The 21,389-nt window shown below is 72.8% G+C and carries 21 protein-coding genes and 1 riboswitch; of the genes, 7 read left to right on the forward strand and 14 right to left on the reverse strand.

The features are described 5' to 3' along the window. Positions 1-48: 48 nt before the first annotated feature. The 9 genes from ACGF5O_RS09265 to ACGF5O_RS09305 form a co-directional block, all read right to left on the reverse strand. On the reverse strand, positions 49-1,173 hold the full coding sequence (locus tag ACGF5O_RS09265) for an LLM class flavin-dependent oxidoreductase (RefSeq protein WP_393809279.1): 1,125 nt from the start codon (positions 1,171-1,173) through the stop codon (positions 49-51). A 54-nt stretch (positions 1,174-1,227) separates the two neighbouring features. Then, positions 1,228-2,601 carry an NtaA/DmoA family FMN-dependent monooxygenase gene (locus ACGF5O_RS09270; RefSeq protein WP_393809280.1) on the reverse strand — a complete coding sequence of 458 codons (1,374 nt, stop codon included), beginning with the start codon at positions 2,599-2,601 and terminating at the stop codon, positions 1,228-1,230. A 22-nt stretch (positions 2,602-2,623) separates the two neighbouring features. Continuing rightward, positions 2,624-3,838 (reverse strand): LLM class flavin-dependent oxidoreductase, encoded by a 1,215-nt coding sequence (locus tag ACGF5O_RS09275; RefSeq protein ID WP_393809281.1) that lies wholly within the window; start codon positions 3,836-3,838, stop codon positions 2,624-2,626. A gap of 66 nt (positions 3,839-3,904) precedes the next feature. Next, positions 3,905-4,000: a putative leader peptide gene (locus tag ACGF5O_RS09280; RefSeq protein WP_350785419.1), complete on the reverse strand. Its 96-nt coding sequence runs from the start codon at positions 3,998-4,000 to the stop codon at positions 3,905-3,907. Positions 4,001-4,062: 62 nt separating this feature from the next. Beyond that, positions 4,063-4,809 carry a GNAT family N-acetyltransferase gene (locus tag ACGF5O_RS09285; protein ID WP_393809282.1) on the reverse strand — a complete coding sequence of 249 codons (747 nt, stop codon included), beginning with the start codon at positions 4,807-4,809 and terminating at the stop codon, positions 4,063-4,065. A gap of 66 nt (positions 4,810-4,875) precedes the next feature. Continuing rightward, entirely contained in the window at positions 4,876-5,901 is a 1,026-nt protein-coding gene (locus tag ACGF5O_RS09290; protein ID WP_393809283.1) for an ABC transporter substrate-binding protein, read from the reverse strand. Between the two features lie 78 nt (positions 5,902-5,979). After that, positions 5,980-6,768, reverse strand: coding sequence for an amino acid ABC transporter ATP-binding protein (locus ACGF5O_RS09295; RefSeq protein ID WP_393809284.1), 789 nt, complete (start codon positions 6,766-6,768; stop codon positions 5,980-5,982). Beyond that, positions 6,765-7,748: an amino acid ABC transporter permease gene (locus ACGF5O_RS09300; protein WP_393809285.1), complete on the reverse strand. Its 984-nt coding sequence runs from the start codon at positions 7,746-7,748 to the stop codon at positions 6,765-6,767. The genes ACGF5O_RS09295 and ACGF5O_RS09300 overlap by 4 nt, the downstream gene beginning before the upstream one ends. A 388-nt stretch (positions 7,749-8,136) precedes the next feature. Next, a riboswitch (SAM riboswitch) is annotated at positions 8,137-8,260 on the reverse strand. A 77-nt stretch (positions 8,261-8,337) separates the two neighbouring features. Further along, positions 8,338-9,210 carry a glutathione S-transferase C-terminal domain-containing protein gene (locus ACGF5O_RS09305; RefSeq protein ID WP_393809286.1) on the reverse strand — a complete coding sequence of 291 codons (873 nt, stop codon included), beginning with the start codon at positions 9,208-9,210 and terminating at the stop codon, positions 8,338-8,340. 507 nt (positions 9,211-9,717) lie between these two features. Here ACGF5O_RS09305 and ACGF5O_RS09310 point away from each other — a divergent pair. After that, positions 9,718-9,975, forward strand: a complete 258-nt coding sequence (locus ACGF5O_RS09310; RefSeq protein WP_393809287.1) for a hypothetical protein — start codon at positions 9,718-9,720, stop codon at positions 9,973-9,975. Positions 9,976-10,090: 115 nt separating this feature from the next. Further along, positions 10,091-10,906 carry a hypothetical protein gene (locus ACGF5O_RS09315; RefSeq protein WP_393809288.1) on the forward strand — a complete coding sequence of 272 codons (816 nt, stop codon included), beginning with the start codon at positions 10,091-10,093 and terminating at the stop codon, positions 10,904-10,906. A gap of 1 nt (position 10,907) precedes the next feature. On the opposite strand, the gene ACGF5O_RS09320 is transcribed toward ACGF5O_RS09315, so the two are convergent. From ACGF5O_RS09320 to ACGF5O_RS09335, 4 genes are all read right to left on the reverse strand, one after another. Continuing rightward, positions 10,908-11,246 carry a DUF2218 domain-containing protein gene (locus ACGF5O_RS09320; RefSeq protein ID WP_393809289.1) on the reverse strand — a complete coding sequence of 113 codons (339 nt, stop codon included), beginning with the start codon at positions 11,244-11,246 and terminating at the stop codon, positions 10,908-10,910. A 224-nt stretch (positions 11,247-11,470) separates the two neighbouring features. Continuing rightward, positions 11,471-12,838, reverse strand: a complete 1,368-nt coding sequence (locus tag ACGF5O_RS09325) for an MFS transporter (RefSeq protein ID WP_393809290.1) — start codon at positions 12,836-12,838, stop codon at positions 11,471-11,473. A gap of 61 nt (positions 12,839-12,899) precedes the next feature. Continuing rightward, complete coding sequence (locus ACGF5O_RS09330) at positions 12,900-14,375, reverse strand: NAD-dependent succinate-semialdehyde dehydrogenase (RefSeq protein WP_393809291.1); 1,476 nt, start codon at positions 14,373-14,375, stop codon at positions 12,900-12,902. 159 nt (positions 14,376-14,534) lie between these two features. Continuing rightward, a complete protein-coding gene (locus ACGF5O_RS09335) occupies positions 14,535-15,323 on the reverse strand; it encodes an IclR family transcriptional regulator (RefSeq protein WP_393809292.1) in 789 nt (262 codons plus the stop codon). Positions 15,324-15,574: 251 nt separating this feature from the next. Here ACGF5O_RS09335 and fae point away from each other — a divergent pair, with 251 nt between their 5' ends. The 5 genes from fae to ACGF5O_RS09360 are packed head-to-tail and all read left to right on the forward strand — an operon-like array spanning position 15,575 to position 20,954. Next, positions 15,575-16,138 carry a formaldehyde-activating enzyme gene (gene fae / locus ACGF5O_RS09340; protein ID WP_393809293.1) on the forward strand — a complete coding sequence of 188 codons (564 nt, stop codon included), beginning with the start codon at positions 15,575-15,577 and terminating at the stop codon, positions 16,136-16,138. Continuing rightward, a complete protein-coding gene (locus tag ACGF5O_RS09345; protein ID WP_393809294.1) occupies positions 16,135-17,247 on the forward strand; it encodes a mandelate racemase/muconate lactonizing enzyme family protein in 1,113 nt (370 codons plus the stop codon). Before fae ends, ACGF5O_RS09345 begins: the two co-directional genes overlap by 4 nt. Next, the gene (locus ACGF5O_RS09350) at positions 17,244-18,764 is read left to right on the forward strand and encodes an aldehyde dehydrogenase (protein WP_393809295.1); all 1,521 of its coding nucleotides are present in this window, start codon (positions 17,244-17,246) and stop codon (positions 18,762-18,764) included. Before ACGF5O_RS09345 ends, ACGF5O_RS09350 begins: the two co-directional genes overlap by 4 nt. Before the next feature lie 54 nt (positions 18,765-18,818). Continuing rightward, positions 18,819-19,745 carry an NAD(P)-dependent oxidoreductase gene (locus tag ACGF5O_RS09355; RefSeq protein ID WP_393809296.1) on the forward strand — a complete coding sequence of 309 codons (927 nt, stop codon included), beginning with the start codon at positions 18,819-18,821 and terminating at the stop codon, positions 19,743-19,745. Positions 19,746-19,793: 48 nt separating this feature from the next. Next, positions 19,794-20,954: an iron-containing alcohol dehydrogenase family protein gene (locus ACGF5O_RS09360; protein ID WP_393809297.1), complete on the forward strand. Its 1,161-nt coding sequence runs from the start codon at positions 19,794-19,796 to the stop codon at positions 20,952-20,954. 69 nt (positions 20,955-21,023) lie between these two features. On the opposite strand, the gene ACGF5O_RS09365 is transcribed toward ACGF5O_RS09360, so the two are convergent. Next, a complete protein-coding gene (locus ACGF5O_RS09365) occupies positions 21,024-21,188 on the reverse strand; it encodes a hypothetical protein (protein WP_393809298.1) in 165 nt (54 codons plus the stop codon). Positions 21,189-21,389 lie beyond the last annotated feature (201 nt).

The raw sequence follows: 21,389 nt of genomic DNA on the forward strand, positions 1-21,389 counted from the left end.
CGGGGGAGGGATACGTGCCGCGGCCACGCCGTTTTCCCCGGCCGGTTCTCAGCGCCGACGCCATTCCGCCGCGAGGAGTTCGTACGAGCGGACGCGGTCGGCCTGGTGGTGGGTGATCGTGGTGATGAGCAGTTCGTCGGCGCCGGTGGCCTCCTGGAGCTGTTCCAGGCGGTCGGCGACGTGCTGCGGGCTGCCCACGAACCGGGTGTCGAGGCGGTCCTGGACCAGTTCCCGGTCCTCGTCGGTCCAGACGTGGGCGCGGGCCTCCTCGGGGGTGGGGAAGGGGATCGCTCCCTCGCCGGTACGGATGCTGCGGACCCAGGGGCCGTAGCCGGTGGCGAGTTCGCGGGCGGTGGCGTCGTCCTCGGCGACCACGACGTCGGCGGAGACGGCGACGTACGGCTTGTCGAGCCCGTCCGAGGGCTGGAAGTACGCCCGGTAGCCGTCCACCGCCTCCAGGACCGTGGCCGGGCTGACGTGGTAGTTGGCGGCGAAGCGCAGGCCCCGCTCGCCCGCGGTCCTGGCGCTCTCGCCGCCGCTGCTGCCCAGGATCCACACCTCGACGTCCGCGCCCTCGCCGGGGACGACGTGGGCCTCGACGCCGTCTTCGGTGCGGTAGGTCCCCGCGATCAGCGCGAGGATGTCGTCGATCTGTTCGGCGTATGCCTGGGACTCGGCGTTCGGGAGCAGGAGCAGCTTGTGGTGGAGTGCGAACCGCGGGGAGCGGAGGAGGCGGGCGAGGGAGAAGCGGGGCGGGACGACCAGGCCGTTGGGGGCCCGGCCGTCGACCACCGGGGTCGGCGTCGGCGCGGTCGCCCGCTCCCCCGGCGGACCGCCGCCGGAGCGGCCCAGGCCCAGGTCGAGGCGGCCCGGGTACAGGGCGTCGAGGAGGCCGAACTCCTCGACCGTGGACAGCGCGGTGCGGTGTCCGAGCTGTACGGCGCCGGAGCCGAGCCGGATCGTGGAGGTCGCGGCGGCGGTCAGCGCCAGGACCACCGCGGGCGAGGTGCCGGCCACCCCCGGGTTCAGGTGGTGCTCGGCGAACCAGTGGCGGGCGTAGCCGAACTCCTCGGCGCGCCGGGCGAGTTCCACGGAGTTGCGCAACGCGTCGGCAGCGGTGGCGCCGCTCGGGACCGGCACCAGGTCGAGGACGCCGAGCGGGGTGTCAGACATGGGCGGGCCCCTCGGCGGGCACGGCGTCGTCGAGCACCTCGCGGAACGGGAACCTCACGACGCCACCCGCTCACCCCGCGGCTCGTCGGGGTGGGCGAGGCCCAGGTGGTCGCGCAGGGTGGTGCCCTCGTACTCGGTGCGGAAGACGCCCTGCTCCTGGAGGAGCGGTACGACCGTGTCGGCGAAGGTGTCGAGGCCGCCCGGGGTGATGTGCGGGACCAGGATGAAGCCGTCGGAGACGTCGGCCTGCACGAAGTCGTTGATGGTGCGGGCGACGGTGGCCGGGGAGCCGACGAAGGTCTGCCGGTTGCCGGTGTTGATGACGAGGTCGCGGATGGACCACTTGTTGGCCTCGGCGAGCTCGCGCCACTCGCGGGCGATGGCGACCGGGTCGCGGTACATCCGGACCTGGGCGCGGCCCCGGGAGATGTGCTCCTCGCCGACGAGCGGGTCGACGTCGGGCAGCGGTCCCTCCGGGTCGTACGACGACAGGTCCCGGTTCCAGACGAACTCCAGGTGCTTGAGGGCCGTCGCGCCGCTGACCTGCTGGCGGCGGACCTGGTGGGCGATCTCCTCGGCCTCCGCGTCGGTGTCGCCGAGGACGAAGCTGGCGGCGGGCAGGATCAGCAGGTCCTCGGGGCGGCGGCCGTACTTGGCGAGGCGGGACTTCACGTCGGTGTAGAAGGCCTGGCCGGCGTCGAGTGTGGCGTACCGGCTGAAGATCGCGTCGGCACCGGAGGCGGCGAACTCGCGGCCCTCGTCGGACTCGCCGGCCTGGAAGATCACCGGGCGGCCCTGCGGGGAGCGGGGCACGTTGAACTGGCCGTGGATGTCGAACTGGGCGCCCTTGTGCACGAAGGAGCCGGCCCTGGCGTCGCTGAGGAAGGTGCCGGTGGCCTGGTCGGCGAGGATCTCGTCGCCGTGCCAGGAGTCGAACAGCTCGCCCGCGGTGGCGAGGAACTCCTTGGCGCGGGAGTAGCGCTCGTCCTGGGGCAGGAAGCCGCCACGCCGGAAGTTCTCGCCGGTGAAGGCGTCCCAGGAGGTGACCACGTTCCAGGCGGCCCGGCCGCCGGAGAGGTGGTCGAGGCTGGCGAACTGGCGGGCCACCTCGTAGGGCTCGTTGAAGGTCGAGTTGATGGTGCCGGTGAGGCCGAGGTGGTCGGTGACGGCGGCCAGGGCGGCGAGGACGGTGAAGGTGTCGGGGCGGCCGACGACGTCCAGGTCGTATATCTTCCCGCCCTGTTCGCGGAGCCTGAGGCCCTCGGCGAGGAACAGGAAGTCGAACCTGGCGCGTTCGGCGGTCCTCGCGAAGTGCGTGAAGGAGCTGAACTCGATGTGGCTGCCCGCGGCCGGGTCGCTCCACACGGTGGTGTTGTTGACGCCGGGGAAGTGCGCGGCCAGGTGGATCTGCTTCAGGGGCTTGCTCATGACGGGGTGCGGTCCTTCCGGCTCAGGCGGTGGCGGCGGCGTAGCGGTTGGCGGGGCGGGCGAGCCCGAGCAGGCCGCGCAGGGTGTCCGCCTCGTAGGCGGTGCGGAAGCGGCCACGGCGCTGGAGTTCGGGGACCAGGTCCGCGGTGACCCGGGGCAGGTCGTGGCCGAGGACGGCGGGCCGCAGCCGGAAGCCGGTGAGCCCCGCGGCGGCGAACTCCTCAAGCAGGTCGGCGAGTTCGGCGGCCGTACCGGTGAAGATCCGGGCGTCGCTGGTGAGTTCGCCGCCGTCGAGGGCGTCGAGGCGGTCCTTGCGGGCGGCGGCCGTGGCCCGGTCGTCGTCGAGGAAGACCACGAGGTCGCCGAAGACGTGCACGGTGTCGCCGGTCCGTCCGGCGGCCTCCTGCTCGGCGCGGATCTCGGCGACGATCGCGCGGGCGTCGGCGGCGTCCTGCGGGGTGACGTAGCCGACGTCGGCCTGGCGGGCGATCAGCCGGTAGGGCACGGTCTGGTGGCCGAGGGCGGTGACGAGCGGCTGGCCCTGCGGCGGGCGCGGGGTGATGGAGGGGCCCTTGACGCTGAAGTGCCGGCCCTCGAAGTCGATGTAGTGCAGCTTGTCGCGGTCGATGAAGCGGCCGGTGGCGGCGTCCCGGATCTCGGCGTCGTCCTCCCAGCTGTCCCAGAGCCTGCGCACGGCCTCGACATGGTCGGCGGCCTCGTCGAAGTGCTCCGTGAGCCGCTGCTGCCCGGCCGGGGAGCGGAGTTGCGCGAGGTCGATCGGCGGGAGGACACGGCGGCCGAAGTGGTCCGCCTCGTGCGGGCGGGCGGAGATCTGCGCCCGCAGTCCGGCGCGGCCGGTGCTGACGTAGTCAAGGGTGGCGATGGCCTTGGAGATGTGGAACGGCTCGGTGTGGGTGACGGTCACCGTCGGGACCAGGCCGATGTGGCTGGACAGCGGCGCGATCCGGGACGCGATCAGGACGGCGTCCAGACGGCCGCGTACCTGGTCGGTGCGGCCGTCGAGCTCGCTGTAGTGCGAGGACTGCAGGCCGAGGCCGTCCTCGATGGTGACGAAGTCGAGGAGGCCGCGCTCGGCCTCGGCGGTCAGGTCGGCCCAGTAGCCGGCGGTGAACAGCTCGCGGGGGCGGGCGGCCGGCTCGCGCCAGGACGCCGGGTGCCAGCCGGTGCCGTCCAGGGCGACGGCGAGGTGCAGGTGGGAAGCGGGAGTTGAGGACACAGTGGTGCCTTCCTGAGGGTCCGTACGAGGGCGCGCCGGAGACGGGGGCGCTGCGGGGACGACTGGTCAGGAACAACAGAGCGCGCCGGCCACGCGCTGGAGGTCGATGTGCGGCCTGGAGTGCAGGACGGTACGGCGGCTGGGGCTGAGGACACGTGTCACGTCCCGCTCCTCCCCGCTCTCCCGGGCTGCTCCGCGTGGATCTCGGCGGATCTCGTCGGGAGTCACAACAGACCGGGTTCGGTGGTTGTTCCCGGGCTGCGCAGCAGCAGGGTGCGGCCGCGCAGCCGCTCGGTGAAGCCGATCGACTCGTAGAGCCGGATCGCGTTCGCGTTGCCGGGGGCCGCGTGCAGGAACGGGGTGTCGCCGCGCTCCCGGATGCCGGCGGCGACCGCGCGGATCAGGCGGGTGGCCAGGCCCCGGCCCCGGTGCTCCGGGTCGGTGCACACGGCGCTGATCTCCGTCCAGCCGGGCAGCCGCAAACGCTCGCCCGCCATGGCGGTCAGCCTGCCCCGGTGTCGGATGCCGAGATAGGTGCCCATCTCGACGGTCCGGGTGCGGAACGGGCCGGGTTCGGTGCGGGCGACCAGGTCCAGCATCTCGGGCACGTCGTCCGGCCCGAGCCGTACCGCCTCGGGGGCGGGTTCGGCCCGCAGTGCGGTGCCGACGAACTGGACGCCGGTCCCGCCGCCGACCACCTCCCAGCCGGGCGGTGCCGCGCGGACCGGCTTGATCTTCACGGTCGCTCCCGGGCCGACGAGCGTGCGCAGGTCGGCCCAGGCGGCCGGGTCGGCGGGATCGGCCAGGGCGGCGTACGCGTAGACGTCGTCGGGATACCGGGCCGCCCGCCCGACCCGCTCCGCGAGATGAGCGTGCGGGCCGCTGAGGGCCGACCAGACGGCGTTGTCGAGCGGGGACGTGCCGGGTGCGACGGGGGCCCCGCCTCCGTGGAGGTCGGTCTGGAGGGTCACGGAGGCGCGGTCCTTTCTCGCCTTGCGGTGTTCCTTCTTGACGGGTAATCAGAAATTGACGAGTGGTCAGGAGTTGTCGAGCGGCAGTCCGGGCGGGTTGACCTCCGACTTGGCGACGGCCTCGTTGGAGAGGTTGTAGGCCTTCAGCCACTCGGCGTACTGGCCGTTCGCGATCAGGTAGTTGATGGCGTCCGCAAGGGGCTTGGCGAGGCCGCTGTCCTTCTTGGCGCTGGCCGCGATCAGGCCCTGGAGACTGCCGCCCGCGCCGGAGTAGGTGCCCGCGGTGCGGGTGGCGTTCGGCGTGTTCGCGGTCTGCTTGTTGTGGTACGCGATGCCGGGGTTGGGGCCGAGGTAGGCGTCGATCTTGCCGCTGGACAGGGCCAGGTAGACGCTGTTGCTGTCCTGGAAGTACTTGACGGTGAGCTTCTTGCCCTCGCTCTCCAGCTTCTTCTTCCACTCCAGGAGGATCTTCTCCTGGTTGGTGCCGGCGCTCACCGAGACGGTCTTGCCGGCGAGGTTCTCGTAGTCGCCGTCGAAGTTCCAGGTGCTCTTCTTCGGCACGGTGAAGGCGAGGTTGTCCTGCCGGTAGGAGGCGAACTCGTACTTCTTCTTGCGCTCCTCGGTGTCGGTGACGTTGGAGAAGGCCACGTCGACCTTGCCGCTGTCGATGCCGACGAACATGTTCTCCCAGGTGGCGTTCCGGATCTCGGGCTTGAGGCCGAAGACCGCGGCGACCAGGCGGCCGAGGTCGGGCTCGGAGCCGGTGAGGGTCTTCTGGTCGCTGCCCACGAACGCCAGCGGCGGGAACCCGGCGGGCAGGGCGCCCTCGCCGATGACCAGCTTGCCGCTCTTCCTGACGGAGGCGGGCAGTTCGGCGCTGATGGACTTGACCTCGGAGACCTTGATCGTGGTCTGGGTGGCGGCGCCGTTGGAGACCTGTCCCACGACGACCTCGCCGGTCTTCGCGGCGGAGGTGGTGGTGGCCGCGTCGCTGTCGCCCCCGCAGGCGGCGAGCCCGGTGGCGAGGGAGGCGACGGCGGTCGCCGCGGTGATGCCTCTGAGCAGGCTGCGTCGGGTGAGGAGCGTGGGCATGGCTGTCCTTCGTGTTGCGGTGAAAGGTGTGGTGAAGGCGGTGGTGAAGGGAGTGGTGAAAGGTGTGGTGAAAGGGGGTCAGAGGACCTTGCTGAGGAAGTCCCTGGTCCGCTCGTGCTGCGGGTTGTCGAGGACCTCGGAGGGCGGGCCCTGCTCGACGATCCGGCCGCCGTCGATGAAGACGACCCGGTCGGCGATCTCCCGGGCGAAGCCGATCTCGTGGGTGACGATGACGAGGGTGGTGCCGCTGGTCGCCAGGTCCTTGATGACGGCGAGGACCTCACCGACGAGTTCGGGGTCCAGGGCGGAGGTGGGCTCGTCGAAGAGGATGACGCCGGGGCGCAGGGCGAGCGCGCGGGCGATGGCGACGCGCTGCTGCTGGCCGCCGGAGAGCTGCCGGGGGTAGGCGCCGATCCGCTCGCCGAGGCCGACCCGTTCCAGGAGTTCCTTGGCGAGGGCCTGGGCAGCGGGCCTGCTGAGCCTCCCGGTGGCGGCCGGGGCGGCGGCCACGTTGTCCAGCACGGTCAGGTGCGGGAAGAGGTTGAAGTTCTGGAAGACGAAGCCGATCCGGCCGCGCTGGGCCAGGATGGCGCGCTCGCTCAGCTCCTTGAACCGGTCGCCGTGGCGCTTCACGCCGATCGGCTCGCCGTTGACGCTGACGTGGCCGCGCTCGGGCTTCTCCAGGTGGTTGATGACCCTGAGAAGCGTGGACTTGCCGGAGCCGGACGGGCCGAGGACGACGGTGACCTCGCCCGGGCGGACGGTCAGGTCGATGCCGTCGAGGACGCGGTGGGCGCCGTACCACTTGTGGACGCCGTGGATCTCCAGGGCGGCGGGGGCCGTCTCCAGGGTGTCGGTGGTGGTCATACCGCGGCCTCCCGGCGGATGCGGGCGCGCAGGTCGGTGAGGCCGGCGCGGAGTTTCTGCAGGGGGGTCGGCGGCAGCGCGCGGGTGGCGCCGCGGGCGTAGTACCGCTCCACGTAGAACTGGATCACGGAGACGACGCTGGTCAGGATCAGGTACCAGACGGTCACCACCAGGAGCAGCGGCACGATGTCACCGGGGTAGGTGGAGCCCATGCTCTGCGCGGAGCCGAAGAGGTCGAGCAGCGAGACGTAGAAGACCAGCGAGGTGCTCTTGATCAGGCCGATCAGCTGGTTGACGTAGTTCGGGGTGATCGACCTGAGCGCCTGCGGGAACACGATCTTCCGGAACTGGTAGCCCTTGGGCAGGCCGAGCGCGGCGGCCGCCTCGTGCTGGCCCTGATCCACGGAGAGGATGCCGCCGCGCACCACCTCGGCCGCGTAGGCGGCCTCGTTGAGGCTGAGGCCGATGACGGCGACGACCATGTCGGTGGCGAGCCTCGACTCGTCGAAGGAGAAGAAGGCCGGCCCGAAGGGGACACCGATGCTCAACGTCTTGTACAGGGCGCTGAAGTTGTAGAGGAAGAGCAGGACCACGATGAGCGGTATGGAGCGCAGCGCCCACACGTAGGTCCAGCTGACCGCGCGCAGCACGGGGCTCCTGGAGAGCCGGGCCAGGGCGAGCAGGATGCCACCGAGCAGGCCCAGCACCGCGCTGTAGGCGGCGACTTCGAGGGTGATGGCCAGTCCGTCGAGGATGGTCGGGCGCAGGAACCAGTAGCCGAAGCGGTCCCACTGGTAGAAGGGGTTGGTGACCAGTCCGTGGGCGAACTGGGCGACGAGGACCAGGGCGACCGCGGTGGCGATCCACCGTCCCGGCCTGCGCAGCGGCAGAACGCGCTGTGCGGCGAGGGGTTCTGACGGTTCGTCGGCGGCGGGGGGCGCCTCGGGGGCGGCGATCGTGGCGCCTGGGGGTTCACTCATGGCGGGCTCCGGCGGAGTCGGACACCCACGTGTCCCACGGCGGAGGCCGCGCACCGGGCCGTGTTCGGGCACGGAACGGTGCGCGGGGGCGCGCGGGGCACGGGGCTGGGCGGACGGCGGCACACCGGGCGGCCGGTGTTTCGACGGGGACGCTGGGGTGCGGAACTGCGGGAAACCGGCGGGAAGGCCTGGTCAGACCCGACAGCGGGCACAGCCCGGTGCGGTACACGCGCTACACAGGGCGCTGTTGACACGGAGCAGGTCGACGGCGCGGTCGGCGACGAGCGGGCTCCGGTACGGGCGTACGCAGCCCTCGGCGCGGCGCTGGGCCGTCCTGGAAGCTGCGTACATGTCCGTCACCTGTCACTGTCGTGCCGGCCCCGGAGGGGCCTCGCGCTTACCGAATCGTCGCTTGCCGAAACGTCGTCGGTCCGGTCGTCACCTGGGGCACCCCACCGCGGTGCGAGGGTTGCCGGTCAGCAAGCCAGGGCTTGACGCTGACGCTCTTGACCGTTCTGAGCCGTAAGTAAGTCAGTTGCCCGAACGAATGTCAACGCCTGTCCGATGGGCGAAACGGTCCGGACCGCTCTCACCTGCGCGGACCGCGGGGAGCGTCCGCCGCGTGGCCTGCCCAGTCCAGGATCTGGACAGCCGCGCCGGCGGCCTCCAGGCCCCGGCAACGGCCGTGGTGGCGGCGGGCGATGCCGTCGAGGTCGAGGTGGACACCGAAGGCCGGATGGGCGGCCAGCCGCCGGGCGTAGGCCCACAGCACCGGGTGCCCGGCGACGGCGTGCACGGCGGCGGCGTCCAGGTGGTTGCGGTGCACGGTGTCGAGTTGCACCAGGGCCACCCACAACTCGATGTCCGCCGCGGTGAGTTGCCCGCCGACCAGGAACTCCACCCCGGTCAGCCGGCGCTCCAGCCCGTCCAGGGCGGCGAGCAGCACCTCCAGCGCCTCCGGGTCGCCGCCCGCGCTCCCGGCCTGCTGAGCGGCCTGCTCGATGTCCTCGGCGCAGAGCCGCTCGACGGCCTCGATCTCGGCCTCGGCGCCGCACGGGTAGAGCCGGGTGACACCGTCACCGAAGTGCTGGTCCAGGTCGCGCAGGATGTCCCGGCTGTGGGTGCTGACGATCCTGCCGGACCAGCCGTCGCTGAACACCGGAGCGAGGGCCGGTCCCGAGTAGCGGTGCGCGCTGGCCTCGTACAGCGGGCGCAGCGCCGTGTGGCCGCCGTCGGGACGGTCCGGGACGGCGGGCAGGAAGGTGACCGGACAACAGTCGTCCAGGGCCAGCAGGCTGTGGCCGACGGCGATGCGGAGGCCGTCGGGACAGGCCGTGGAGAGGTGCAGCCGGTAGCGGCGCGGCACGGCGTAGTGGCCGCTGCGCGCGTCGCGGCCGATGCGGCCCCGGAAGGCGGGGGCGGTGCGGACGGACGGCAGGGCGGCGAGTGGAGTGATGGACATGCGTCTCCCCGGGGGCGGGCGGGCGCGCGGACGTACGCGCGGCGGAAGCGTTCGTCGGTGGGTTCTCGGTGAGCCGTGGACCGGTGGGCCGCGGCTCGGCGAGGGGGGGCTCGGCCAGAGGGACTCACCGAGAGGCATCTCGGTGAGCCGTGGCTCGACGGGCCGTGGTGTCTCCCGGCGGGTGGGGACCCGCCCGTACGGCCGGGGCCGGCCGCTCAGTCTCTGCGGCCGGTCGCGCCACACATCCGCAACAGGTCGATGTGGCGGCGGGAGGTGAGCAGGGGGGCCGTCCAGGGTGCGGGGCTCTCTCGGCGCTGTCGGCCGGTGAGCGTGCGCAGGCGACCCATCGTTCCCTACCTTTTCACTAGGATTCCCACCTGGAGTGTCGATCGGCCCTCGCCCGGCGTCAAGGGGGCGTCCACGCCTGGGACACCGGGCCCCGACTTGCCGCCGGCCGGCCGGGGCGGTGCGCTGGTGGCGGGGGCCGAGTGACAGGAGCCGGAGCCGATGACCGAGCCCCCGGGTCCCGGGCCGGTGCCGGGTGCCGTACCCGAGACCTTCGCGTTCCGCTGCGGGCGGTGCGGCCACGGCTGGGAGGCCACCTTCCAGGCGGTGTTCTTCACCGACCCGGTCGCCGACCCGGAGCTGCAGTCCACCCTGGAGTACGTCGACGAGGCCGGCCGGGCCGTGCCGTCGCCGCTCTCGGACGCGGTGTGCCCGCGCTGCGGCAGCCGGCGGGTGCGGATCACGGCGGCCGGGTCATGACGCTCACCCGAATGGCACGTGCGGGTGGTCGGCGCTCGTGGCCGGTGGTGGCGTGGAGGGACGTACCGGCGCCGTCCGCCCGGTGACGTACCGCGTTCCCGAGGAGGCAGTCGCGATGACCCGTCGTCCGTCCCGACCCGCGCGTGTGCTCGCCACGGCCCTGGCGACGGGGACCCTGCTCGCCACGGCGGTGGCCTGTTCGGACGGCAGCGGCTCCCCCGAGGCCGCGGCCGTCTCCCCCGCCGCCGAGCGCTCCCCGGCCCCGTCGCGCACCCCCGCCCTCACCGGCCCGGGGGCGCAGGCCGCGCTGATCACGCCGGCCGACATCGAGGACGACTGGCAGTTGGCCAACGACGCGGCCACCTGGCGCAACCAGATGCTGGTCGGGAAGGTCGACGTCGCCGAGTTCCTCAACGCCAAGTCCGACGCGGCCGACTGCCAGCGGCTGCTGGACAGCCTCTACTCCGACACCCTGCTGGGCCGGGCCACCGGCGCCTCCGGGCTGCGCGGCTTCACCTCGCAGGACTCCCGGCTGCTCTACCAGGTGGGCGACTACGGCCAGGCCGGCATGGACGCCACCATCAAGTGGCTGAAGAACCTGCCCACGGAGTGCAACCAGTTCTCGGCCACCGGCTCGGACGGCAGCAAGCGGACCGTGCAGGTCGTCGAGTACAAGGACCCGCCCAAGGCGGGCGACGCGCTGGCGGCGCTCACGGTCACCGTGCAGGGCACCTCGAACGGGCAGCCGGCCACGACCACCCTGGACGTCGTGGCGTTCCGCGTCGGCGCCTCCGGGGCCGCGGTCACCAACGGCGGCCTCTCGGGCGTCGACCACGACAGCACCGCCCTGGCCGTGCAGAACGGCGCCAAGCGCCTCAAGGACGTGCTCTCCGGCAAGACCCCGGCACCGCTGCCGAGCCAGTTCGACTAGGTCAGTGGGGTTCCGGCTCCTCGGAGTTGCGCTGGGTGCTGCCCGGTTCCCCGTTGTCGCGGTGCCAGGCGACGACGAGTTCGTCACGGGTGCCGAAGCGGACCAGGTGCCGGCCGACGACACCCTCCAGGACATCGAGGTTGTCGGGGTCCGTCTCCACGGTGAGCAGCAGGGCGCCCTCGGTCGCGGTGAGGGTGCCGGTGCCGTTCTGGAAGACGATGCCGCCGGTACCGCTCTCCTCGTCCCAGCTGGTCTGCGAGCGGCGGCCCAGGTGTGAGGCGAGCTGTTTGGCGTAGCGGGCGGGGCGGTCGGTGGGGACGCGGGCTTCGGAGCGGGCCATCTGGGACTCCCGGTGGTGCGGGGCGGGCGTACGGCGACGGGCTCACGCTACGTCGGGGCAGGGGGTCCGGCGCCGTACCCGGGTCCGCAAGCTTTGCATACCGGTCGCGTCACCTGCTCCGCGGAGTTCGCGCCTGCGATTTCCCCGCGCTGCCACCGTGCGGGCGGCCGCAGGCCCCGCGGGCGGGCGCCTGCGGGGCCTGGACGGCGTCGTCGGTCGGGGTGTCAGCCGTTCACCGGCCCCCGCGCCGTCCGTGCCGCCTTCGCCAGGTCGAGGTCCGTGGTCTCCGGGGCGAGGAACTGGGAGACCAGGCCGCCGAGCGCGAGCACGCCGGCGCCGACGAGGAGGACGAACTCCACGCCGAACCGGTCGAGGCCCATCGGCAGCAGGAAGGTGCCGACGGCCGCGCCGACCCTGCTCATCGCGGTGGCGAAGCCGACGCCCGTGGCGCGCAGCGAGGTGGGGAACACCTCCAGCGGGTAGACCGCGGTGAGCGCGCTGGAGGCCGCGTTGAGGAAGATGAAGAAGAGGAAGCCGCCCACGATGACGGGTGTGGAGTGCGGCCACACCGCGACCAGCGCGAGACAGACCGCGGTGATCCAGAACGGCGGGATCAGCAGCCTGCGGCGGCCGATGCGGTCCACGACCAGGCAGCCCGCCGTGACCCCGGCGACCGCGGTGAACGAGTAGACGAGCAACGCCGCGACCGCGTTGTCCCCCATGTTCAGGGCGTCGAAGACCTGCGTCCAGAACGTGCCGATGGCGAAGTACGGCAGCACCAGGGCCGCCCAGAAGACGCTCGCGAAGACCGTGCTGCGCAGGTGGTCCTTGCTGAACAGCGCCCAGAACCCGGCCTGTCCGGTCGCGGTCCGCTCGTCGAGTTCCGCGTCGACGTCGATCTCGATGCCGTACCGCTCGATCAGCGCCTCGGCCTCTTCCCGGCGCCCCCTGCTCAGCAGCCAGCGCGCCGACTCGGGGATGCCGCCCCGCAGGGACACGCACACCACCGCGATGACCGCGCTGCTGGCCAGCGACCAGCGCCAGCCGCCGTCGACGTCCGCGAACAGGGCGCCGACGACCGTGGCCAGCGCGTAGCCGACGTACCAGCTGATCTCCAGGCTGGCCAGCAGCCGGCCCCGGCCCTGCCTCGGCGCGTACTCGGACAGGAGCGGGGCGCCGATGGCGTACTCGCCGCCGATCGCGACCCCCATCAGCAGCCGGATCAGGAAGAGCTGGAGCCCGTCGGTGACGAAGAACTGGAGGACCGAGCCGACCAGGAAGATCAGCATGTCGGCGAGGAACACCGGGCGGCGGCCGTAACGGTCGGCGAGGCGGCCGAAGAGCGGGCCGCCGACGAAGATGCCGATCAGCGGGGAGGCGCCGACCAGGCCCTCCATGAAGGTGGAGAGGTGCAGGTCGGCGGTGAGTGCGGTCATCGCCATGCCGATGCCGCCGATGATGTAGCCGTCGATGCCCTCGCCGATCTGGGTGGCGAGTTTCAGCTTCGTCTGCAGGCGGCGGCGTTCGCGGGCGCGGTCGGCGGGCACTTCCGGGGTGCCGGGCGGTTGCTGGGTCGCAGGCGTCATTGCCATGAGCGGTCCTCGGGGTGAGCGGGTGAGCGGGCGGGGACGGGCAGGGGTGCGAAGGAGCCGGTCAGCGGGGCCAGTCGAGGGCGATGTACTGCGTCTCCAGGAAGGCCTCGATGCCCTCGCGGCCGCCTTCGCGGCCGAGGCCGGACTGCTTGACGCCGCCGAAGGGCGCGGCCGGGTCGGAGAGCAGGCCGCGGTTGACGCCGACCATGCCGGCCTCCAGGCGTTCGGCGAGGCGCAGGGCCCGGCCGACGTCACGGGAGTACACGTACGAGGCGAGGCCGTGGACGGTGGCGTTGGCGCGGGCGAGCATCTCGTCCTCGTCGGTGAAGGTGGTGAGCGGGGCGACGGGGCCGAAGACCTCCTCGTGCAGGATGCGGGCGTCGTCGGGGACGTCGACGAGCACGGTCGCGGGGTGGAAGTGGCCGGGTCCGTCAGGGACTTCGCCCTGCGCGGTGATCCGGGCGCCGCGCGCCACCGCGTCGTCGACCAGGGAGCGGATCCTGTCCACGGCCGCCCGGTTGATCATCGGGCCGAGGGCGACGCCCTCCGCCGTCCCCGGCCCGGTGCGTACGGCGGCCATGGCGGCACCGAACTTCTCGGTGAACTCCGCTGCCACGGACGTGTGGACGTAGAACCGGTTGGCGGCGATGCAGACCTCGCCGCCGCCGCGCATCTTGGCGTCCATCGCGCCGCGCACGGCGGCGTCGATGTCGGCGTCCGCGCAGACCACGAAGGGGGCGTTGCCGCCCAGTTCCATGGTCACGTTGACGACGTTCGCCGCGGCCTGTGCCAGGAGGAGTCTGCCGGTGGCGGTGGAGCCGGTGAAGGAGAACTTGCGGACCCGTTCGTCGCCGAGCCAGGCGGCGGCGACCTCGGGGGCGCGGTCGGTCGGCAGGACGTTCACCAGGCCTGCGGGCAGACCGGCTTCGGTGAGCAGCGCGGCGACCGCGAGTGCGGTGAGCGGGGTCTCCGGGGCGGGCTTGAGCAGCACCGGGCAGCCGGCCGCGAGCGCGGGGGCGATCTTGCGGGTGGCCATGGCGGCCGGGAAGTTCCAGGGGGTGACGAACGCCGAGACACCGACGGGGTGTCTGCGGACGACGTGCCGGTAGCCGCCGGCCGGGGCGTCCCCGAAGGCGGAGCCGATCCGGACCGCCTCCTCGGCGAACCAGCGGAAGAACTCGGCCGCGTAGCCCACCTCGGCCGCCGCGTCCCGGTAGGCCTTGCCGTTCTCCAGCACGATGAGCCGGGCGAGGGTGTCGGTGTGCTCGCGCATCAGCTCGAAGGTGTCGTGCAGGATCTCCGAGCGGCGCCGGGGCGGTGTCGCCCGCCAGCCGGCCGCGGCCTGCTCCGCCGCCCCGACCGCCGCGCGGGCGTCCTCCGCTCCGGCCGCGGAGACCTCCCGGACCAGGTCGCCGGTGGCCGGGTCGGACACGGGGTAGGTGCGTCCGTCGGCGGCCGGGAGCCAGCGGCCACCGAGGAACACATCGCCTTCCGCGAGCGGCGCCTTGGCCAGGAGGTCGATGCCGGCGAGGTTCATGAGCTGCTCTTTCTCTCCGTTCCGGACGGGGCTCGTCCGATGCGCGGTGAATTTACGAGCGCGTCATGGGGCCGACAAGGCAAGCCCGGCGGATCGCAACGGGGGTTGCTGTGAGGGCAACTCGCCGATCATGCGCGGGGCCCTGCCGGGGTACGGCCGTCAGGTGAGCCGGGCCCGTGGCTGCGGGGCACGCCGGGGCTCCCAGCCCAGCAGCGACGACACCCGCGCCGCCGCCCGCGCCGTCGTACGCCCCGCCTCGTCGAGCCGGTCGCCGAGCCGGGCCTTGGGGGCGGAGATGTTGATGGCGGCGACGACCCGGCCGCGGAAGTCCCGGATCGGCGCCGACACCCCGACCAGGTCCTCCTCGAACTCCTCGCTGACCCGGGCGTAGCCCTGCCGACGGGCGTCCTGGATGAGCGCCCACAGGTCCTGCACCGGCATCTCGCCGGTGGTCCCGAAGCGGACGTACAGCTCGTCCGGGGTCGCGTCGGCGAGCAGCACGCGCCCCGCCGACAGCCGCCAGGCGGGCACCCCGCGCCCCTCCCAGCCGTGCACGCGGAAGGAGTGCCCGGAGACGGAGAGCAGGGTGAGGACGTCACGGTCGCTGAGCACGCACAGGTGGCTGGTCTCCTCCAGGTCGGCGGAGAGGGCGTGCATGACCGGCTCGGCCACCCGCACCAGCCGGCTCTCGGAGGTGCGGGCGACCAGGGAGAAGAGCCGCCAGCCGAGGCGGTACTCCAGGGTGTCGGGGTCGCGCTCGACGATGCCCTCGGCGGCCAGCGCCTTCAGCGCCCGGGAGATCTGGGTCTTCTCTCGGCCCACCAGCTGGGCGAGGCGTACGACGCCGAGGCCGCCGGCGTCCTGGGCCTCGTCGGAGGCGAGGGCTTCCAGGAGGTCGATGTCGCGGCGCAGGCCGTGGCCGCGGGAGGCCGCGGAGGAGTCGGTCACGGGGTCATCGTATGCACGTGTACCGGCCGAGGATCCCCTGGTCAGCGGGGAAGTTGTCAGCAGAGCAACCGGCGTTTCGATTCCCGCCGGTGCCTTGCGAGGGGGTGGTGGCCGACCTAGATTCGCCGCATCGGGCCGGAGGAACCGCACCGAATGCGAGGTACGTCCCTGCGGCGGGTTCCGCCGACGAGCCGCACGAGGTTCGTCCTTCCGCGCCCGGTGCGTCACGCTTCCCAGGCTCAGGAGATCCGATGCCCACGCCGGTTTCCCCCACCCGTCCGCCCGGCCTCGCGGCGACCGCGCTGATCGGCGAGTCGTTCGTCGGCGACGGCGCCAACGCCGCCCACACGAACATCGTGCTCGGGCGCAGGGGCGGCCCCGTCGAGACCGCCTGGGCGACGGCGCTGGCCACGCCGAGCGCCGGGCACGTGCCGTTCGTGACGGTCCTGCGGCCGTCGGTGCCGGTGAAGCCGCTGACCCTGTTCGTGACCAAGGCCGCCGCCGCGGGCGAGCTGCACGAGCGGGCGACCTGGGGCTCCGCCCAGGCCGGTCTCGCGCAGGGGGTCGCGGACGCGGTCGGGGAGGGGCTGATCCCGGCCGCGGACGCCGACGACCTGCTGATCATCGCCGCGGTCTGGGTCAACCCGGCGGTGGACGACCTGGACGCCTCCTTCCGGAACCAGCGCGCCGCCGCGTACGGCGCGGTCCGGGCCGCCGTGACCGGCACGCCGACCGTCGCCGACGTGCTGACGGCCGCCGAGGAGGGCGCCACGAACCCGTTCTACACGCCGACCGCCGAGGTGCTCGCCCGATGAAGATCACCGACATCGTCCTGGACCGGCTGCGGCTGGAGCTGGACCCGCCGTTCCGTGCCGCCTGGGACCCGGAGCCGCGCCGCGTCTTCGACGCGACGATCGTGCGCGTCCACACCGACGAGGGCATCACCGGCATCGGCTCCGGCGACCTGATGGACGGCTTCGAGACGTACAAGCACCTGTTCGTCGGCGAGGACCCGCTCGACATCACCCGGCATGTGCGGGCGATCGAGACCGCCAACTTCCACGGCGCCCACTACTGGCCGCTGGAGGCCGCGCTCTGGGACGTCATCGGCAAGGTGCACGGCCGCCCGGTGTCGGAGCTCTTCGGCAACGCGGCGAAGAAGCTGCCCGCCTACGCCTCCTCCGGCGAACTGAAGTCCCCCGAGGAGCGGGTCGAGACCGCGCTGAAGGTGCGCGAGGCCGGTTTCCGCGCCCTGAAGATCCGGATCGACCGCAACCGCGTCGACGAGGGCATCGCGGCGGTCCGGGCGGTGCGCGAGGAACTCGGGCCCGGCTTCGAGATCATGGTCGACCTCAACCAGTCCTGGCGGATGGCGGGTGACACGGCGAACGCCTCCGACCTCGCCAGGACCCGCAAGACCGTCGCCCGTCTCGCCGAACTCGACGTGTTCTGGGTGGAGGAGCCGCTGCCGTACGCCGACCTGAACGGCTTCCGGCAGCTGCGCGCGGAGAACCCGGGGGTGCGGATCGCCGCCGGCGAGATGCACCACTCCCCCACCGAGCTGCTGCGCTACCTGGAGGAGGACGCCCTCGACATCTACCAGATGGACGTGGTGCTGGCGATCGGCATGCACCGCGCCCGCACCCTGGCCGAGCTGGCCCAGCTGAAGCACCGTCAGTTCACCCCGCACAGCTGGACCAACGGCATCGGGGTGCTCGCCAACCTCCATGTGGCCGCGGGTGTCGGCGGCGGCCCGTTCTTCGAGTTCCCCTACGACCCGCCCGGCTGGACCCCCGAGCGCCGCGACTTCATGCTCGCCGAACCGGTGCGGGTGAACGCCGACGGCGATCTGGAGGTCCCGGACCTGCCCGGTCTCGGTGTCGAGCTCGACGAGGACGCGATCGACCGCTGGAGGATCAAGTGACGTACACCATCGATGAGTTGCTGGCCCGCTCGTACGACGACTGGCTGGCCGCGGCGGACAAACTCGCCTTCGAGACGCGCCCGTTCATCGACGGCTCCTTCACCGACGCCACCTCCGGCGACTCCTTCCCGAGCACCTCGCCCCGCGACGGCGCGGTGCTGGCCCGGGTGCAGGCCGCGGGGGCCGAGGACGTGGACCGTGCGGTGCGGTCCGCGCGGGCCGCCTTCGAGGACGGCCGCTGGCGGGAGCTCGCGCCGAAGGAACGCAAGCGGATCCTGCTGCGCTGGGCCGGGCTGATCCTCGCGAACGCCGAGGAACTGGCCCTCCTTGACACCCTGGAGATGGGCAAGCCCGTCACCGAGTCGGTGCGGATCGACGTGGCCAAGACGGCGGAGACCATCGCCTGGTACGCCGAGACGATCGACAAGACGTACGACGAGGTGGCCCCGACCCCCGGTGACGCGCTGGCGCTGATCACCCGCGAGCCGCTGGGCGTGATCGGCGCGGTCGTGCCCTGGAACTACGCGCTGCTGATCGCGGGCTGGAAACTGGGCCCGGCGCTCGCCACCGGCAACAGCGTCGTCCTCAAGCCCGCCGAGCAGACCTCGCTCGCCGCGCTCCGGCTGGCGGCGCTGGCCACCGAGGCGGGGCTGCCCGACGGTGTGCTCAACGTGGTCCCGGGGCGCGGGGAGGTGGCCGGCCAGGCCCTCGGCCGCCACCCGGACGTCGACAAGATCGCGTTCACCGGGTCGGCGGAGGTCGCCCGCCTCTTCCAGGTGTACGCGGGCGAGTCCAACGGCAAGCAGGTCGCCGTGGAGGCGGGCGGCAAGTCGCCCCAACTGGTCCTGGCCGACGCCGACATCGAGGCCGCCGCGTCCGCCGTGGCGTGGGGGATCTTCTACAACGCCGGGCAGACCTGCAACGCGGGCTCCCGGGTCGTCGTGCACGCCTCGGTCAAGGACCAACTACTGGACGCGGTGGGGCGGATCACCGCCGAGACCTTCCGCGTCGGCGACCCGCTCGACCCGGCCACCGTCATGGGACCCGTCGTGGACGAGACCCAACTCGCCAGGATCCTCGGTTACATCGAGCGCGGGAAGGCGGACGGGGCCCGGGTGCTGCTGGGCGGCGGGCGCACGCTGACCGGCACCGGCGGCAGCTTCGTCGAGCCGACCGTGCTCGACGGCGTGGCGAACACGTCCGTCGTCGGCCAGGAGGAGATCTTCGGCCCGGTGCTCGCCGTCGTGTCGTACGACGGCGACGTCGACGAGGGCGTACGGCTCGCGAACGAGAGCGACTTCGGGCTGGTCGCGTCCGTCTGGACCCGGGACGTGACGGTCGCCCACCGCACCGCGAAGCGGCTGCGGGCCGGCACGGTCTGGATCAACACCTTCGACGCCAGTGACGTGATCACCCCGTTCGGCGGCTTCAAGGCCACCGGCGCGGGACGCGACAGGTCGCTGCACGCGCTGGACGCGTACACGGCGCTGAAGACCACCTGGATCAACCTGGCCTGAGCGGCCCCCCTTCCCCTCCCTCCCCCACTTCACCTGCACACAGCGAGGACAGCGATGAGGATCGGTTTCATCGGCCTGGGCAACATGGGACGCCACATGGCCCGCCACCTGATCCGGGCGGGACACCGGGTCACCGTGCACGACACCCGGCCCGAGGCCGCCGCCGACCATCTGGCGCTCGGCGCGAGCTGGGCCGACACCCCTGCCGCATGCGCGGCCGGCGCCGAACTGCTGGTCACGATGTTGCCCAACCCGCGGATCGTCGAGGAGGTGCTGCTGCGCGGCGGGGCCGCCGAGGCGCTGCCCGAGGGCGCCCTGTGGATCGACATGTCGACCTCCACCCCGGCCGTCGCGGACCGGATCGCCGCCGACGTCCTGGACCGGCGCGGGGTGCGCCGCCTGGACGCCCCCGTCAGCGGCATGGCGCGCGGAGCCGAGGCCGGGCGGCTGCAGATCTTCGTGGGCGGCGCGGCGGACGACTTCCGGTCCTGCCTGCCGGTCTTCGAGGCCATGGGCGACCCCGACAAGGTGCTGCACGTGGGTCCGCCGGGAGCCGGCTACACGGTCAAGCTGATGATCAACCTGCTCTGGTTCACCCATCTCGTCGCCACCTCCGAGGTGCTGGCCATGGGTACGAAGGCGGGCGTCGACCTGGGCGTGCTGCGCAGCTCGCTGCTCGCCAGCCCGGCCGCCTCGCACCTCCTGGAGCGGGACCTGCTGTCCGTGCTGGTCGACGGCGACTACGACGACTCGTTCGCCATGGTCCTCGCCTGCAAGGACCTGGGCCTCGCCGTGGACCTGGGCCGCGACCTGGGCGTCGCCACCGAGCTGTCCGCGCTCGTGGAGCAGATCTACCGCCGCTCCAAGGCCGAACACGGCGACCTGGCCGGGGAGATGAGCCCGGTCCGGCTCTACGAGGCCCTCGCCGGACGGGAGTTCCGGCTGCCGCGCCCGGAGGAGGCCCTGCCGAGCCCCGTCTGAGCCGATCCGCGTCCCCCCTTCCCCTCGCGTCCCCAGGAGCCGTACGCCATGGGCGAGTCCCTCACCAGCCAGCTGACCGTCGACCCCACCTGCCGGATCGAGTTCGGCCCCGGCCGCCTCTCGCACCTCCCCGACCTGGTCGCCTCCCTCGGCATGAGCCGCGCGTTCGTGGTCACCGACCGCGGGCTGCGGGCCGCCGGGATCGTCGGCCAGGTGCTCAAGGTGCTGGACGCGGCGGGCGTCGAGCACGGGGTGTACGACGGGGTCGGCGCCAACCCCTCCACCGGCAACGTCGACGAAGGCGCCGCCCGGGCGCGGGAGTTCGGCCCGGCCGTGGTGGTCGCCCTCGGCGGCGGCTCGGTCCTCGACGCGGCCAAGGGCATCGCGCTCCTGGTCGGCAACCCGGACGCGGCGGCGGCCGACGCCGACACGCTGTGGGAGGCGCTCGACGGGCTGCCGCTGATCGCCGTTCCGACCACCTCGGGCACGGGCGCGGAGACCAACGGCTTCGGCGTCATCGAGGACACCGGGGCCCGTCGCAAGGTCTACCTCGGCCATGCTTCGGTGAAGCCGCGGATCGCGCTGCTCGACCCGGAGCTGACGCTCGGCCTGCCCGCCCGGATCACGGCGGCCACCGGCATCGACGCCCTCGTGCACGGCATCGAGTCGCTGGCCTCGCGGGGCGCGAACCCGGTCTCGGTCGCGTACGCGACGCAGGCGGTGGCGATGGTCGGCCGCTGGCTGCCCGTCGCCCACGCCGACGGCTCGGACCTGGAGGCACGGGCGGGGCTGATGCTCGGCGCCCACCTGGCGGGACAGGCCCTGACCGTCTCCGGGCTCGGCCTGGTCCACGGCATCGGGCACGCCCTGACCGCCCATACCGGCACCCCGCACGGCGTCGCGCTCGCCGCCGTTCTGGAGGAGGTGCTGGAGTTCAGCGCTCCGGCCGCGCAGGAGGCGTACGAGCAGACCGCCCGCGCCCTGCGGCTCGCCCCGCCCGCCGACGGCGACTGGGCCCGTGCCGCGATCGGCGCCGTCCGCGAGATCTCCGGCACCCTGGGCATCAAGCGGCCCCTGCGCGAACTGGGCGCCCGCCCGGACCTGCTGCGCCCCGTCGCCGCGGGCGCCCTCGCGGACGCGGTCACCCGCAACGCGCCCCGGCAGCCGACCGAGGAGCAGATCCTGGGGATCCTCGAAGCGGTGTACTAGCTCCGAAGCACTCCCCGGACAGCCGAAGGCCGTCTCCTGACCACCGAGGGGGCGGCCTTCCCACGCCCTCTACCGGCTCGCCGAGACGCTGCGCGGGACGGGGCGGTACGAGGAGACGGTGCAGCAGGCCACCGAGGCCGCGGCCCGGTGCGAGGAGGTCGGCGCCGTACGGGACCAGGCGTACGCCCGGATGGTGCCCGGCGAGGCCCAGGCGGATCTCGGCCCGACCGACACGGCGGACGTGACCGTCTCCTTCCCGCACCACTACGTCCAGACGGCGCGTTCATCGAGCGCATCGAGGGCCCGGACACAGGCCGGCATCACGGCCTACGGCCAGGAACCCGACGAGCACTGCGAACACCCTGCTCCCACCGGACTCGTCGCCCTCACCTGCAACGAGACAAGAAGATCTGCACCTGCGGGTGGAGTAGGCCC

It is taken from the genome of Streptomyces sp. NPDC048291 (assembly GCF_043201715.1).
Lineage (GTDB): Bacteria > Actinomycetota > Actinomycetes > Streptomycetales > Streptomycetaceae > Streptomyces.

Coding starts and splice junctions, on each gene's coding strand:
- ACGF5O_RS09300 (WP_393809285.1), bottom strand. CDS start 7,748: ATGAGTGAACCCCCAGGCGCCACGATCGCCGCCCCCGAGGCGCCCCCC.
- ACGF5O_RS09265 (WP_393809279.1), bottom strand. CDS start 1,173: ATGTCTGACACCCCGCTCGGCGTCCTCGACCTGGTGCCGGTCCCGAGC.
- ACGF5O_RS09315 (WP_393809288.1), top strand. CDS start 10,091: ATGACCCGTCGTCCGTCCCGACCCGCGCGTGTGCTCGCCACGGCCCTG.
- ACGF5O_RS09330 (WP_393809291.1), bottom strand. CDS start 14,375: ATGAACCTCGCCGGCATCGACCTCCTGGCCAAGGCGCCGCTCGCGGAA.
- ACGF5O_RS09360 (WP_393809297.1), top strand. CDS start 19,794: ATGGGCGAGTCCCTCACCAGCCAGCTGACCGTCGACCCCACCTGCCGG.
- ACGF5O_RS09310 (WP_393809287.1), top strand. CDS start 9,718: ATGACCGAGCCCCCGGGTCCCGGGCCGGTGCCGGGTGCCGTACCCGAG.
- ACGF5O_RS09270 (WP_393809280.1), bottom strand. CDS start 2,601: ATGAGCAAGCCCCTGAAGCAGATCCACCTGGCCGCGCACTTCCCCGGC.
- ACGF5O_RS09320 (WP_393809289.1), bottom strand. CDS start 11,246: ATGGCCCGCTCCGAAGCCCGCGTCCCCACCGACCGCCCCGCCCGCTAC.
- ACGF5O_RS09305 (WP_393809286.1), bottom strand. CDS start 9,210: ATGTCCATCACTCCACTCGCCGCCCTGCCGTCCGTCCGCACCGCCCCC.
- ACGF5O_RS09345 (WP_393809294.1), top strand. CDS start 16,135: ATGAAGATCACCGACATCGTCCTGGACCGGCTGCGGCTGGAGCTGGAC.
- fae (WP_393809293.1), top strand. CDS start 15,575: ATGCCCACGCCGGTTTCCCCCACCCGTCCGCCCGGCCTCGCGGCGACC.
- ACGF5O_RS09325 (WP_393809290.1), bottom strand. CDS start 12,838: ATGGCAATGACGCCTGCGACCCAGCAACCGCCCGGCACCCCGGAAGTG.
- ACGF5O_RS09290 (WP_393809283.1), bottom strand. CDS start 5,901: ATGCCCACGCTCCTCACCCGACGCAGCCTGCTCAGAGGCATCACCGCG.
- ACGF5O_RS09355 (WP_393809296.1), top strand. CDS start 18,819: ATGAGGATCGGTTTCATCGGCCTGGGCAACATGGGACGCCACATGGCC.
- ACGF5O_RS09295 (WP_393809284.1), bottom strand. CDS start 6,768: ATGACCACCACCGACACCCTGGAGACGGCCCCCGCCGCCCTGGAGATC.